The organism is Variovorax sp. Soil_C_33, assembly GCF_057656935.1.
Map to the genome: position 1 here is coordinate 23,901 of NZ_JBDGJK010000020.1, position 12,788 is coordinate 36,688.

The window sequence follows — 12,788 nt, forward strand, 5'->3', positions numbered from 1 at the left end:
GGCGGCCGGCTATTCTGCCAGCGCGCACTGCACCGGTTTGGCGTCGAGCAGCCGGACGCAGACCTGCGGGTCGATACCGACCAGGTAGCCCCGCCGCCCGCCGTTGATCGCGATCTTCGGCAGATCGAGGATGGTCGACTCCACATAGACCGGCATCGCCCGCCGCGTGCCGAAGGGCGAGGTGCCGCCGACCAGGTAGCCGCTGTGCCGATTCGCCACCTCCGGCTTGCAGGGCTCGACCGACTTGGCGCCGATCTGCCGCGCCAGGTTCTTGGTCGACACCGTGCGGTTGCCGTGCATCAGCACGATCAGCGGCCTGGCGTCCTGGTCCTGCATCACCAGCGTCTTCACCACCGTGAACGGATCGAGTCCCAGCACCTCGGCGCTGTGCTGCGCGCCGCCGTACTCGAGGTACTCGTACGGGTGTTCGGTGAAGGCGACGCCGTTCGCCCGCAGCAGCTCGGTCGCGGGCGTTTCGCTGACGTGGGCCTTCTTCTTTTTCAAATGGCAGGGTCCCTCATTTCCCAGCGCAGCTTGTCGACCTCGCCCATCACCTCCGGCGTCAGCGTCGTGCCCCAGGCATCGATGTTCTCGTCGAGTTGCGCCACCGAGGTCACGCCGATGATGGTGCTTGCGACCAGCCACTTGGTATGGCAGAAGGCCAGCGCAAACTGCGTCGGCGTCATGCCGACTTCGCGCGCCAGCGCGTTGTAGCGGCGCGCCGCGTTCAGCGACTCGGGCCGGCCCCAGCGCTGCTTGCGCACCGACTCGTAGCGCGTGATGCGCGCCTCCTGAGGCGCATCGGGGCCGAGGATGCCGCTCTTGTCGTACTTGCCGGTCAGGAGCCCGAAGGCGAGCGGCGAATAGGCCAGGAAGGAAACGCCGAGCCGGTGTATGGTCTCGTCGAGCCCGTTCTGGGCCGCGCGGCTCAGCAGGTTGTAGACGTTCTGCACCGTGGCCACGCGCGGCAGGCCGTGCGCTTCGGCCAGCCGCACGAATTCATGCACGCCGTAGGGCGTCTCGTTCGAGAGGCCGATGGCACGCACCTTGCCGGCCTTCACCAGCCCCGCCAGCGCCTCGAGCTGCTCGCGGAGGGAGGTTTGCGAACGCTCCTTGGCCGGGTCGTAGTAGATGTTGCCGAAGGCCGGCACGTGCCGCTCGGGCCAGTGGATCTGATAGAGGTCGATCACGTCGGTCTGCAGGCGCCGGAGGCTGCCCTCGCAGGAGGCGACGATATCGGCCGCCGTCATGCCGCTGCCTTCTCGCACCCAGGGCGTCGCGCGCGAGGGGCCTGCAACCTTGGTGGCGAGCACGGTCCTGGCCCGCGCGCCGGGATTCTTGGCAAACCAGTTGCCGATGATGGTTTCGGTCGCGCCGTAGGTCTCCTCGCGCGTCGGCACCGCGTACATCTCGGCGGTGTCGATGAAGTCGACGCCGCGCTCGAGCGAGCGGTGGAGGATGGCGTGGGCCGTGGCTTCGTCCACCTGCTCGCCGAAAGTCATGGTGCCGAGGCAGATCGGCGTGACGCGGAGGTCGCTCTGACCGAGTTGGATTTTTTGCATGCGCGAAATGCTACAGCGGGTGCGTGTCCTGCGCCGGACTGCGCGGCTCGGTTGGCTTCCCTATCATCGACCGGATGTACCAAGCCATCCGCCCCTCCCTCAACGAATTCATCCCCGTGCGCAACCTCCGCTACCACGTGCGCGTCTGGGGCCAACCGTCGCCGAAACGCCCGCCGCTGGTGCTGCTGCACGGCTGGATGGACGTGGCCGCCTCCTGGCAGTTCGTGGTCGATGCGCTGGCCGAGGAGCGCCATGTGATCGCGCCTGACTGGCGCGGTTTCGGCCTCACCGAGGGCGGCGGCGTCGACAACTACTGGATGCCCGACTACCTGGCCGACCTGGACTGGCTGCTCGACCACTACGCGGGCGAGACGCCGGTCGACCTGGTCGGCCACAGCATGGGCGGCAACATCGCGATGCAGTACGGCGGCGTGCGCCCGCAGCGGGTGCGCCGGCTGGTCAACCTCGAAGGCTTCGGCATGCCGCTGCTGCAGCCGGACGAAGCGCCGCAGCGCTACGGCAAATGGATCGACGAGCTCAAGCGCCTGCATCGAGGCGAAATGGCACTCGCCAACTACCAGGCGCCCGCAGGCGTCGCGCGGCGCCTCATGAAGACCAACCCGCGCCTCACGCAGGACAAGGCCGACTGGCTGGCCGGCCAATGGTCCGCCGCCCGGCACCTGCCCGAGGGCGGCGAGCGCTGGGAGATCCTCGGCGACCCGGCGCACAAGATCATCAACGCCAACCTCTTCCGCGTCGACGAGGCGCTCGCGCTCTACGCCGGCATCGCCGCGCCGGTGCTGGCGGTGGTGGCCTCCGACGACAGCCTCGGCAAGTGGTGGAAGGGCCGCTACACCCTGGCCGACTTCCAGGAACGCCTCAGATCCGTGCCCGACGTGCGGCTGGCCCGCGTCGAGGAGGCCGGCCACATGCTGCACCACGACCAGCCCGCGCGGGTGGCCGCCCTGATCGAAGAGTTCCTCGCCTGAAACCGGGGCTTGACGGGCATGAGAAAATGCCCGGTTTCCCCCGAACACCGTCAGGACACCCCATGGATGCAGAGCAAATCAACCAAATCGGCGCAACCCTCGCGGACCTGAGCGCACGGACCGTCGATTTACGGAGGTATCTTTGACTACGATGCCAAAGCCGAACGTCTGAGGACGGTCAACGCATCGCTCGAAGATCCCAAGGTCTGGGACGACCCGAAGAAGGCCCAGGAGCTGGGCCGCGAGAAGAAGTCGCTCGATGACGTGGTCGTCACGCTCGACCGGCTCACCAGCGGCCTCTCGGACAACACCGAGCTCTTCGAGATGTCGAAGGAAGAAGGCGACATGGACGGCCTGCAGGCCATCGCCGATGACGCCGCCAAGCTCGAAGCCGACATCAAGCAGCTCGAGTTCCGCCGGATGTTCAACAATCCGGCCGATCCGCTCAACGCCTTCGTCGACATCCAGGCCGGCGCCGGCGGCACCGAGGCCTGCGACTGGGCCAGCATGCTGCTGCGCCAGTACCTGAAGTACGCCGAGCGCAAGGGCTTCAAGACCCAGATCGAGGACGAGACGCCCGGCGACACGGCCGGCATCAAGGGCGCCACCATCAAGGTCGAGGGCGACTACGCCTTCGGCTTGCTGCGCACCGAGACCGGCGTGCACCGCCTGGTGCGCAAGTCGCCCTTCGACTCCTCGGGCGGGCGCCACACCAGCTTTGCCAGCATCTTCGTCTACCCCGAGATCGACGACTCGATCGAGATCGAGATCAACCCGGCCGACGTGCGCACCGACACCTTCCGCGCCAGCGGCGCCGGCGGCCAGCACATCAACAAGACCGACTCGGCCGTGCGGCTCACGCACATCCCGACCGGCATCGTGGTGCAGTGCCAGGACGGCCGCAGCCAGCACAGCAACCGCGACGTGGCCTGGAAGCGCCTGCGCTCGCGCCTGTACGACCACGAGATGCGCAAGCGCCAGGAAGAGCAGCAGAAGCTGGAAGACAGCAAGACCGACGTCGGCTGGGGCCACCAGATCCGCAGCTACGTGCTGGACAACAGCCGCATCAAGGACCTGCGCACCAACGTCGAGATCAGCAACACACAGAAGGTGCTCGACGGCGACCTCGACCCCTTCATCGAAGCCTCGTTGAAGCAAGGCGTCTGATGCAGGGCGCTTCGCACAAGGCGGAAGCCCTGATCTTCGACATGGACGGCACCATGGTCGACTCCATGCCCTGGCACGCCAAGGCATGGGTCGAGTACGGCCGCCGCAAGGGCCTGGCGATCGACATCCCGGACTTCATGCGCCGCACCACCGGCCGCACGGCCTTCGAATGCGCCTGCGAGCTCATGGGCCGCGAGGTGACGGAGGCCGAGAGCATCGAGATCACGCACGCCAAGGAGTCGATCTACCGCGAGCTCTTCGGCGCGGCCTTCTGCGAAGTCGCAGGCTTCAGCAGCTTCGCAAGCGCCGCAGCCGCGCGCGGCTTCAAGATCGCGGTCGGCACGGCGGGCGACAAGCACAACATCGCCTTCACCATGTCGCAGCTCAAGCTGAACCCGGCGCCGCTCGCCATCGTGGGCGGCGACGAGGGCCTGCCCGGCAAGCCGCAACCCGCGATCTTTCTCGAAGCCGCGCGCCGCATCGGCGTGCCGCCGGCGCGCTGCGTCGTGTTCGAGGACGCACCCTTCGGCATCGAGGCCGCGCGTCGCGGCGGCATGCGCGCGGTGGCGGTCTGCAGCACCCACTCTGCCTCCGAACTCGCAGGGCCGCATGTGATTGCGGCCGTGCGCGACTACAACGAACTCGCAAAATCAAACTTTCTGGAGACGCTCGATGCACTTGCGTGATGCCCAAGGCGAACCCGTCGCGATCCGCCGCGAGGACTACCGCGCCCCCGCCTACTGGATCGACACCGTCGACCTGACCTTCGACCTCGACCCGGCCAAGACGCGCGTGCTCAACCGCATGCGCCTGCGCCGCAACCCCGACGTGCCGGCCGAGCCGCTGCGCCTGGACGGCGACGAGCTCAACCTGGCGCGGGTGCTGGTCGACGGCCAGGGCGCGTCCTTCCGCATGGAGGCCGAGCAGCTCGTCATCGACAACCTGCCCGACGCTTTCGAGCTCGAGCTCTTCACCACCTGCGCGCCCGCGAAGAACACCAAGCTCATGGGCCTGTTCGTGAGCGAGGACACCTTCTTCACGCAGTGCGAGGCCGAAGGCTTCCGCCGCATCACCTACTTCCTCGACCGTCCCGACGTGATGGCGAGCTACACGGTGACGATCCGCGCCGCCAAGGCCGCCTACCCGGTGCTGCTGTCGAACGGCAACCTGGTCGAGCAGGGCGAGCTGCCCGAGGGCCGCCACTTCGCGAAGTGGGTCGACCCCTTCCGCAAGCCCTGCTACCTGTTCGCGCTGGTGGCCGGCAAGCTGGTCGCGCGCGAGCAGCGCATCAAGGCGCGCAACGGCAAGGAGCACCTGCTGCAGGTCTACGTGCGTGCCGGCGACCTCGACAAGACCGAGCACGCGATGAACTCGCTGATCAACTCTGTGACGTGGGACGAAGCCCGCTTCGGCCTGCCGCTGGACCTGGACCGCTTCATGATCGTCGCCACCAGCGACTTCAACATGGGCGCCATGGAGAACAAGGGCCTGAACATCTTCAACACGAAGTACGTTCTGGCCAACCAGGCCACCGCCACCGACGCCGACTACAGCAACATCGAAAGCGTGGTCGGCCACGAGTACTTCCACAACTGGAGCGGCGACCGCGTGACCTGCCGCGACTGGTTCCAGCTCTCGCTGAAGGAAGGCCTCACCGTCTTCCGCGACCAGGAGTTCAGCCAGGACCTGTGCGCCGACGCCTCGGCGCGCGCCGTCAAGCGCATTGAGGACGTGCGCGTGCTGCGCACCGCCCAGTTCCCCGAAGACGCGGGCCCGATGGCGCACCCGGTGCGACCCGACAGCTACATCGAGATCAGCAACTTCTACACCGTCACGATCTACGAGAAGGGTGCCGAGGTGGTGCGCATGATGCAGACGCTGGTCGGCCGCAAGGGCTTCGAGCGCGGCATCACGCTGTACTTCGAGCGCCACGATGGCCAGGCCGTGACCTGCGACGACTTCGCGCAGGCCATTGCCGACGCCAACCCCGAGTCCGACCTCGCGCGCCTGCTGCCGCAGTTCAAGCGCTGGTACAGCCAGGCGGGCACGCCGCGCCTGGCGGCCCACGGCGTGTACGACGCCGCGGCGCGCAGCTACACGCTGAGCTTCGTGCAGACCTGCGCGCCGACGCCGGGCCAGCCGGTCAAGGATCCCTTCGTGATCCCGGTGAACCTCGGCCTGCTCGGCGCCGACGGCCGCGAGCTGCCGCTGCAGCTGGCCGGCGAAGAGGAGGCCACGCAAGGCACGCGCACCCTCGTGCTCACGCGACCCGGCGAGCAGTTCACCTTCACCAACATCGACGCCGAACCGGTGCCCTCGATCCTGCGCGGCTTCAGCGCGCCGGTGATCCTCGACCACGAGTACAGCGATGCCCAGCTGCTCACGCTGCTGGCCAACGACCCCGACCCCTTCAACCGCTGGGAAGCCGGCCAGCGCCTGGCGCTGCGCGCCGCGATCCACGCGATCGGCACGCCCGCCGTCAGCGCCAGCGAAACGCCGCTCAACGAGGCCTACCTCGACGCCATGCGCCGCGTGCTGCGCGACCCGAAGCTCGACGCCGCCTTCAAGGAACTGGTGCTCACCCTGCCCTCGGAAACCTACATCGCCGAGCAGCTGGAAGTGGTCGACCCGCAGCGCGTGCACGCCGTGCGCGAAGCCATGCGCGCACAGCTCGCAGCCGGCCTCTTCGCCGACTGGGAGCAGGCCTACGAGCAGAACCGCGACACCGGCGCCTACCAGCCCGACCCGGTGTCCTCGGGCCGCCGCGCGTTGGCGGGCCTCGCCCTCACCTACCTGTGCCTTGCCGCCAGGGCGAGCGGCGACACCCTCTGGCCCGGCAAGACGCTGCAGCGCTTCAAGGACGCGGGCAACATGACCGACCGCTTCAACGCGCTCAACGCCCTGGTCTCCTCGGGCCATGCGCTGGCGGCGCAGGCGCTGGCGCGCTTCCACGCCATCTTCAAGAACGAGGCGCTGGTCATCGACAAGTGGTTCTCGCTGCAGGCCGGCGCGCCCGACCGCGGCGGCGACATCCTGCCGCTGGTCAAGCAGCTCATGAAGCACCCCGACTTCTCGCTCAAGAACCCGAACCGCGCGCGCAGCGTGATCTTCAGCTATTGCAGCGGCAACCCCGGCGGCCTGCACCGCCCCGATGCGGCCGGCTACGTGTTCTGGAGCGAGCGCGTGATCGAGCTCGACGCCATCAATCCGCAGGTCGCGGCCCGCCTCGCGCGCGCGCTCGACCGCTGGAGCAAGCTGGCCGAGCCGTACCGCAGCGCGGCCCGCGAGGCCATCGTGCGCGTGGCCGCCAAGCCCGATCTCAGCAAGGACACGCACGAGGTCGTGACCCGCGCCCTCGCGAGCTAGTCAAGAAGAAAACACCAGAACCATGGCTCATCAACAGAAGATCTCCCTCACCCGCTACCTGGTCGAACAACAGCGCGCCGACGGCCTGATCCCCGGCCAGCTGCGCCTCCTGCTCGAAGTGGTGGCGCGCGCCTGCAAGACCATCAGCCAGGCCGTCAACAAGGGCGCGCTCGGCGGCGTGCTCGGCACGGCCGAGAGCGAGAACGTGCAGGGCGAGATCCAGAAGAAGCTGGACATCATCGCCAACGAGGTGCTGATCGAGGCCAACGAATGGGGCGGCCACCTCGCCGCCATGGCCAGCGAGGAGATGGACAGCATTCACGTGGTGCCCAACCGCTACCCGCAGGGCGAATACCTGCTCTTGTTCGACCCGCTCGACGGCTCGAGCAACATCGACGTCAACGTCAGCATCGGCACCATCTTCAGCGTGCTGAAGAAGCCCGACGACGCCCCCGGCGTGCAGGAGGCCGACTTCCTGCAGGCCGGCAGCAGGCAGGTGGCGGCCGGCTACTGCATCTACGGCCCGCAGACCACGCTGGTGCTGACCGTGGGCAACGGCGTCGCGATGTTCACGCTCGACCGTGAGCAGGGTTCCTTCATGCTCACGCAGGAGGACATCCAGATCCCGGCTGACACCAAGGAATTCGCCGTCAACATGAGCAACATGCGCCACTGGGACGCCCCGGTGAAGCGCTACATCGACGAATGCCTGGCCGGCAAGGACGGCCCGCGCGGCAAGGACTTCAACATGCGCTGGATTGCCAGCATGGTGGCCGACGTGCACCGCATCCTGATGCGCGGCGGCGTCTTCATGTACCCCTGGGACAAGCGCGAGCCCGAGAAGGCCGGCAAGCTGCGCCTCATGTACGAGGCCAACCCGATGAGCTGGCTGGTCGAGCAGGCCGGCGGCGCCGCCACCAACGGCAAGAAGCGCATCCTCGACCTCGAGCCCACCAAGCTGCACGAGCGGGTGGCTGTTGTGTTGGGGTCAAAGAACGAGGTCGAGCGCCTGACCGGGTATCACGAACCGCTATAATTGCGGGCTTAGCCGGTGTAGCTCAGTCGGTAGAGCAGCTCATTCGTAATGAGAAGGTCGGGTGTTCGATTCATCTCTCCGGCACCAAATCCCACGTATAAAGTCTGCTATCGAACAGGTAGCAGACTTTATGTGCAGTTCCTGAAGCACACAGCTTTTCTCGGCACCGCACCAAGCTCGCTCCACGCGACTTGCGAGCCCGCTCACCAACTGGTCGCATCCATCACTTCGATCCGGGCGTGAAATCAGCCATCTCCACACTACTCGTCATTTCGGCTGCACTCAGCGCATGCGACGGCAGCAGGACAGGATCAACGGCCCATGAACCCGTTGCCGGTGCCCCTTCGCAAGCGCCCATTCCGCCGATGTCCGAGTCAGCTGCAGCCGACTGCTCGCTGGTCCTGTACGGCGATTCGATCCTGAACGGGTCCTATGTCCTTGCCGAACACGCGATGCGGCACGTGCGCAATCCCGCCGCCGAACTCAAGGCGCAGCGGCCGGCTTGGCAGATCGATGACCGCACGCAACCGGGGCAGTCCCTCGCGAAGCTGGCCAAGGTCTTCGCAAACGATCCGCGGTCGTCGCGTGTCGTCGTGATCGGCAGCGGCATCGCCGAGGGCTGGTCCGGGGACTCGGTGATGTCCAATCTGCCATGGATGCTCGAAGCCGTGCGCTATGAGGGTCGGACCCCGGTACTGACCGGCTACGCGCGCCAAGTACCCAATTCCTTCATCACGCCAGACAAGATGGCTGGGCGTGACCATGTGGACACCGAAGCAAAGGCCCTGGCTGGCAAAAGCGGTGTCGAGTTCGCCGATTTTGGGGCTGCCGGGCCGGTCGAAACTGTCGACGACGTGCATCCGACACAGACATACAGCCTGCGCCTCACCGGCAAGCTGATCGAGGCGCTGGATCGCGTGGCGCCGGAATGCAGTCATTGACCAGGCCAAGGCGGTCATCGCGGCGCCGGGCTGCGCTGTCGTACCCACGGCCGCAGTAGGCAGACTGACAAGAACAGCCGCCGCAGCCATACTGGGGCTCTCCACAAACGGGAGATCGCACATGGCCCAGCATGCAATTACCGCTGTTCACTACGCGGGCGGGAAGATCGATCTCGTCGCCATTCACCCGGTTCTGGACAAGGAATTCGGTTCCACGGAACTGACGCTTGGCACGGCGCGGCGCATCGGCGTCGACGAATGCCTCGAGCTGTTGGCCGCCGGCGAGGAGGTCTGCGTCGTGCGCCGCACCGAAGACCACGCCTGGGAGATCGTTTGCGACGTCAAGGCACTGCCGGGCGGCAAGGGCATCACCGGCGTCGACATCGTCGACCAGCCCAACGACGCTTTGCAGAATCTTCCGAAGTGGGACTAGATACGCGCTGGGACTATTCTGCACACACCACCTATGCGCGGCGCCGAACAGACGGAGCGCGCGCATTCGGTCACAGTGACCGGATGACCCACTCCGAATTCACTGCCGACGCCATGGTTCGTGTATACCTGCGTGGACGCATCTTGCCGGAAATCTTGCACGGTGCGGTTGTGTGGGTGGCCGAAACACGGCTGAGCAGCGGCAAGACGCCGGTGCTCGACCAGACCTTGCGCACGGACATCGACAACCAGGCCATCGCGCCGCCGAGATGCATCGGAGCCACCTCCGCGGCTGAGGGGCCGGCCGTGTGTGCCTTGCTCCAACCAGCTCCCGCATAACTCACTGAAAGGTGGACATCATGAAAACAACATCCTGGATGACAGCAGCGGCGATCAGTTCGCTCCTGACTTTGGCCGGATGCGCGACCGGTCCCAACCAGCAGCTCGGTATCGCCGGCGGCGCGGTCGGCGGCGCGGTGCTTGGCAACGCGATCGGCGGCAACACAGCTTCTACGGTGGGAGGGGCGGCCATCGGCGGCCTGATCGGCAATGAAGTGGGGCGGAACGCGGACCAGCGCAACTACAACAACCGCGGCTACTACCCCCACAACGGCCCCCGCTACTGAGCGCTCCCGCTTTCACAGACGTGCCATGAGGCACGTTTTTTTTTAGCTGTAGCAGCGCAGCGTTCGAGAAAACTCGCGCAACGCACCAATGCCGCTTTCCTCGGCGCGCCGGCACCAGTCTTCCAACTGTTTCACCAGCTGCTCCTTCGAGACGGCAGATCGGCTCCACAGGGCAGTGAGATCCTGCCGCATCGAGTAGATGGTGCTCAGCACCGTGCTGGAGTGCAGCGCCTCTTGCAGGACTGCGCTTTCCTTCTCCGGCAATTCCGCCGCGTCCCTTTGCAGCAAGTACTTGACGGGGTCCAGACCGGCCCGCAGGCTGAGGAGTTCCTCCACGGCAGTCGGGCGCAAGGACCTCGCGAACTTGGCCAGCACGTCGTAGCGGTGGGTGATGACGGCCTGCAGGGTCCCCGCGTCGCAACGGGTCTTGGATGTGTCGTAGCGAATCCTGGGCGCAACCTTGCGCACCTTCGCCAAGTGAATCATTTCCAGGATGCGGATGTACATCCAGCCGATGTCGAATTCCCACCACTTGCTGGACAGCCTGGCGGAGGTGACATAGGCGTGGTGGTTGTTGTGCAGTTCTTCACCGCCGATCAGGATGCCCCACGGCACGACATTGCTGGAGCTGTCGTTCGGCGCGAAATTGCGGTAGCCCCAATAGTGGCCGACGCCGTTGATGACGCCCGCGGCGAAGAACGGAATCCACAGCATCTGCACCGCCCACATGCTCAGTCCGATCGGGCCGAACAGGACGATGTCGATGCCCAGCACGAGGCCGATGCCGAGCCGGGTGTGCCTCGCGTACAGGTTGCGCTCGATCCAGTCGTCAGGGGTGCCGTGGCCGTATTTTTCGAGCGTTGCGGCATTTCTGGCTTCCATGCGATAGAGCTCGGTGCCTTCGAACAGCACTTTCCCGATGCCATGGATCTGCGGGCTGTGGGGGTCTTCGGAGCTTTCGCAGTTGGCGTGGTGCTTGCGGTGGATCGCCGTCCATTCCTTGGTCACCATCCCGGTGGTGAGCCACAGCCAGAAACGGAAAAAGTGGCTGGCGACCGGATGCAGTTCCAGTGCGCGATGCGCCTGATGCCTATGCAGAAAAATGGTGACCGCGGCGATGGTGACGTGGGTCGAGCCCAACGTGACCAGCACAAGACCCCACCAAGGCAGATCGAGCAGGCTGAGTTGCATCACAAGGTCCGTTGCGGGGCTGCGCAATGCCCCACTTGCAATGCTAGTCAAAACGATGAAAAGCGTCTGTACGCTACCGCACAATGAGACCGCGTTCCCGGAGCCGGTCGGTGTTTCATCGGCTGATTCGGCTCTTGCTTTCATCCGGAAAGCGTAGGATGGTTGGCGTCTCAGTCCCCGCCTTCGAGCAGCCACCATGAGCGACCCGGACTTCACGGCCCTGCAGCAGCACATGCTCGCGGAAATCGCCGCGAAGACGATTTTCTCGACCTCCTACCTGGGCAAGGCGGCGCTGGACCCTCGGGTCATGGATGCCATGGCCAAGGTGCCGCGCCACGAGTTCGTGCCGCTCGAACTGCGGCCCTTCGCCTACGTCGACACGCCCTTGCCCATCGGCTACGGCAAGACCATCTCGCAGCCCTTCATCGTCGCGGTGATGACCGACCTGCTCGACGTGCAGCCCACCGACACGGTGCTGGAGATCGGCACCGGGCTGGGCTACCAGTCGGCGATCCTGGCGGAGCTCGCGCGGCAGGTCTACAGCATCGAGCTGATCGAAGAACTGGCCACGCGCGCGATGAACCGGCTGGCTCGGCAGGGCCATCTCAACGTCGACGTCAAGATCGGCAACGGCTGCCACGGCTGGCCCGAGCACGCGCCCTTCGACAAGGTGATCGTGACGGCGGCGCCGGAGCTGATTCCGCCGGCGCTCATTTACCAATTGAAACCCGGCGGCAAGATGGTGATCCCCGCCGGCCTGCCCGAGGCCCAGCAGCTGATCCTGGCGGAGAAGGACCTCGGCGGTTCGCTCTCGACGAAGGACATCTTTCCGGTGCTGTTCTCCTCGCTCGAGGACGAGGACGCCGAATCGCGCTGAGCGCGCCGTGTCGGCCGGCACACCTTTGGCCTCTATCTTCGTCGAGGCGATCGCGCTACATTGCCTCCGCAGTCGTAGTTCACCCATGAAGCGCCCACCCGGCGCTTTTTCCATTCAGCCACCCTGAGGGGAAGCCATGATTTACGTCATCAAAGTGAACGGCAAGGAGCGGCGCGTCGACGCCGACGACGACACTCCGCTCCTGTGGGCCCTGCGTGACAACCTGAAACTGACCGGCACCAAGTTCGGCTGCGGCATCGCCCAGTGCGGTGCCTGCACCGTCTACATCGAAGGCCAGCCGCTGCGCTCCTGTTCGATCCCGATCGCCGCGGTGGGCAAGCGGGCCATCACCACCATCGAGGGCCTCACGGGCCGCGAAGCCAAGGCGGTGCAAGCGGCGTGGATCGCGCACGACGTGCCGCAGTGCGGCTACTGCCAGTCGGGCCAGGTGATGAGCGCGGTGGCGCTGCTCAGGCAGGTCAAGAAGCCGACCGACCGCGACATCGACCTGGCGATGAACGGCAACATCTGCCGCTGCGCCACCTACGACCGCATCCGCGCCACCATCCACGACGCGGCGCGCACGCTGGGAGCCTGAGCC

13 protein-coding genes and 1 tRNA gene are annotated in these 12,788 nt (G+C 66.1%); 11 read left to right on the forward strand and 3 right to left on the reverse strand.

Annotated features, from left to right (window positions below; genetic code table 11):
* Nucleotides 1-9 precede the first annotated feature (9 nt).
* Together AC3A6B_RS25220 and AC3A6B_RS25225 are read right to left on the reverse strand one after the other, a co-directional pair.
* Nucleotides 10-504 (reverse strand): aminoacyl-tRNA deacylase, encoded by a 495-nt coding sequence (locus AC3A6B_RS25220; RefSeq protein WP_487839381.1) that lies wholly within the window; start codon nt 502-504, stop codon nt 10-12.
* Entirely contained in the window at nt 501-1,562 is a 1,062-nt protein-coding gene (locus AC3A6B_RS25225) for an aldo/keto reductase (protein WP_487839382.1), read from the reverse strand. The genes AC3A6B_RS25220 and AC3A6B_RS25225 overlap by 4 nt, the downstream gene beginning before the upstream one ends.
* Nucleotides 1,563-1,636: 74 nt before the next feature.
* Here AC3A6B_RS25225 and AC3A6B_RS25230 point away from each other — a divergent pair, with 74 nt between their 5' ends.
* The 9 genes from AC3A6B_RS25230 (at nt 1,637) to AC3A6B_RS25270 (ending at nt 10,119) form a co-directional block, all read left to right on the forward strand.
* The gene (locus AC3A6B_RS25230) at nt 1,637-2,551 is read left to right on the forward strand and encodes an alpha/beta fold hydrolase (protein WP_487839383.1); all 915 of its coding nucleotides are present in this window, start codon (nt 1,637-1,639) and stop codon (nt 2,549-2,551) included.
* Between the two features lie 62 nt (nt 2,552-2,613).
* Nucleotides 2,614-3,718 (forward strand): peptide chain release factor 2 gene (gene prfB / locus AC3A6B_RS25235; protein WP_487839384.1). Its coding sequence is split into 2 segments (ribosomal slippage): nt 2,614-2,694 and nt 2,696-3,718, totalling 1,104 coding nucleotides; the frame shifts between segments, so codons are not numbered across the junction.
* On the forward strand, nt 3,718-4,404 hold the full coding sequence (locus tag AC3A6B_RS25240; protein ID WP_487839385.1) for an HAD family hydrolase: 687 nt from the start codon (nt 3,718-3,720) through the stop codon (nt 4,402-4,404). The genes prfB and AC3A6B_RS25240 overlap by 1 nt, the downstream gene beginning before the upstream one ends.
* Nucleotides 4,391-7,084, forward strand: a complete 2,694-nt coding sequence (pepN, locus tag AC3A6B_RS25245; RefSeq protein ID WP_487839386.1) for an aminopeptidase N — start codon at nt 4,391-4,393, stop codon at nt 7,082-7,084. Before AC3A6B_RS25240 ends, pepN begins: the two co-directional genes overlap by 14 nt.
* A gap of 22 nt (nt 7,085-7,106) precedes the next feature.
* The gene (locus AC3A6B_RS25250; RefSeq protein WP_487839387.1) at nt 7,107-8,120 is read left to right on the forward strand and encodes a class 1 fructose-bisphosphatase; all 1,014 of its coding nucleotides are present in this window, start codon (nt 7,107-7,109) and stop codon (nt 8,118-8,120) included.
* Between the two features lie 11 nt (nt 8,121-8,131).
* Nucleotides 8,132-8,207 (forward strand) — tRNA-Thr (locus AC3A6B_RS25255).
* Between the two features lie 152 nt (nt 8,208-8,359).
* A complete protein-coding gene (locus AC3A6B_RS25260) occupies nt 8,360-9,061 on the forward strand; it encodes a hypothetical protein (protein ID WP_487839388.1) in 702 nt (233 codons plus the stop codon).
* Between the two features lie 121 nt (nt 9,062-9,182).
* Nucleotides 9,183-9,494 (forward strand): hypothetical protein, encoded by a 312-nt coding sequence (locus AC3A6B_RS25265; protein ID WP_487839389.1) that lies wholly within the window; start codon nt 9,183-9,185, stop codon nt 9,492-9,494.
* Between the two features lie 358 nt (nt 9,495-9,852).
* Nucleotides 9,853-10,119, forward strand: coding sequence for a YMGG-like glycine zipper-containing protein (locus tag AC3A6B_RS25270; RefSeq protein WP_487839390.1), 267 nt, complete (start codon nt 9,853-9,855; stop codon nt 10,117-10,119).
* A 42-nt stretch (nt 10,120-10,161) separates the two neighbouring features.
* Here AC3A6B_RS25270 and AC3A6B_RS25275 read toward each other — a convergent pair whose 3' ends face one another.
* The gene (locus AC3A6B_RS25275; protein WP_487839391.1) at nt 10,162-11,310 is read right to left on the reverse strand and encodes a DesA family fatty acid desaturase; all 1,149 of its coding nucleotides are present in this window, start codon (nt 11,308-11,310) and stop codon (nt 10,162-10,164) included.
* 196 nt (nt 11,311-11,506) lie between these two features.
* Here AC3A6B_RS25275 and AC3A6B_RS25280 point away from each other — a divergent pair, with 196 nt between their 5' ends.
* Both AC3A6B_RS25280 and AC3A6B_RS25285 read left to right on the forward strand, forming a co-directional pair.
* Nucleotides 11,507-12,187, forward strand: coding sequence for a protein-L-isoaspartate(D-aspartate) O-methyltransferase (locus tag AC3A6B_RS25280; RefSeq protein ID WP_487839392.1), 681 nt, complete (start codon nt 11,507-11,509; stop codon nt 12,185-12,187).
* A 136-nt stretch (nt 12,188-12,323) separates the two neighbouring features.
* A complete protein-coding gene (locus AC3A6B_RS25285; protein ID WP_487839393.1) occupies nt 12,324-12,785 on the forward strand; it encodes a (2Fe-2S)-binding protein in 462 nt (153 codons plus the stop codon).
* The last annotated feature ends 3 nt before the right edge of the window (nt 12,786-12,788 follow it).

Bases quoted from the DNA above. Each gene is read 5' to 3' on its own strand.
- AC3A6B_RS25225 (WP_487839382.1), bottom strand. From the start codon at position 1,562: ATGCAAAAAATCCAACTCGGTCAGAGCGACCTCCGCGTCACGCCGATC.
- AC3A6B_RS25230 (WP_487839383.1), top strand. From the start codon at position 1,637: ATGTACCAAGCCATCCGCCCCTCCCTCAACGAATTCATCCCCGTGCGC.
- AC3A6B_RS25240 (WP_487839385.1), top strand. From the start codon at position 3,718: ATGCAGGGCGCTTCGCACAAGGCGGAAGCCCTGATCTTCGACATGGAC.
- pepN (WP_487839386.1), top strand. From the start codon at position 4,391: ATGCACTTGCGTGATGCCCAAGGCGAACCCGTCGCGATCCGCCGCGAG.
- AC3A6B_RS25250 (WP_487839387.1), top strand. From the start codon at position 7,107: ATGGCTCATCAACAGAAGATCTCCCTCACCCGCTACCTGGTCGAACAA.
- AC3A6B_RS25265 (WP_487839389.1), top strand. From the start codon at position 9,183: ATGGCCCAGCATGCAATTACCGCTGTTCACTACGCGGGCGGGAAGATC.
- AC3A6B_RS25270 (WP_487839390.1), top strand. From the start codon at position 9,853: ATGAAAACAACATCCTGGATGACAGCAGCGGCGATCAGTTCGCTCCTG.
- AC3A6B_RS25275 (WP_487839391.1), bottom strand. From the start codon at position 11,310: ATGCAACTCAGCCTGCTCGATCTGCCTTGGTGGGGTCTTGTGCTGGTC.
- AC3A6B_RS25280 (WP_487839392.1), top strand. From the start codon at position 11,507: ATGAGCGACCCGGACTTCACGGCCCTGCAGCAGCACATGCTCGCGGAA.
- AC3A6B_RS25285 (WP_487839393.1), top strand. From the start codon at position 12,324: ATGATTTACGTCATCAAAGTGAACGGCAAGGAGCGGCGCGTCGACGCC.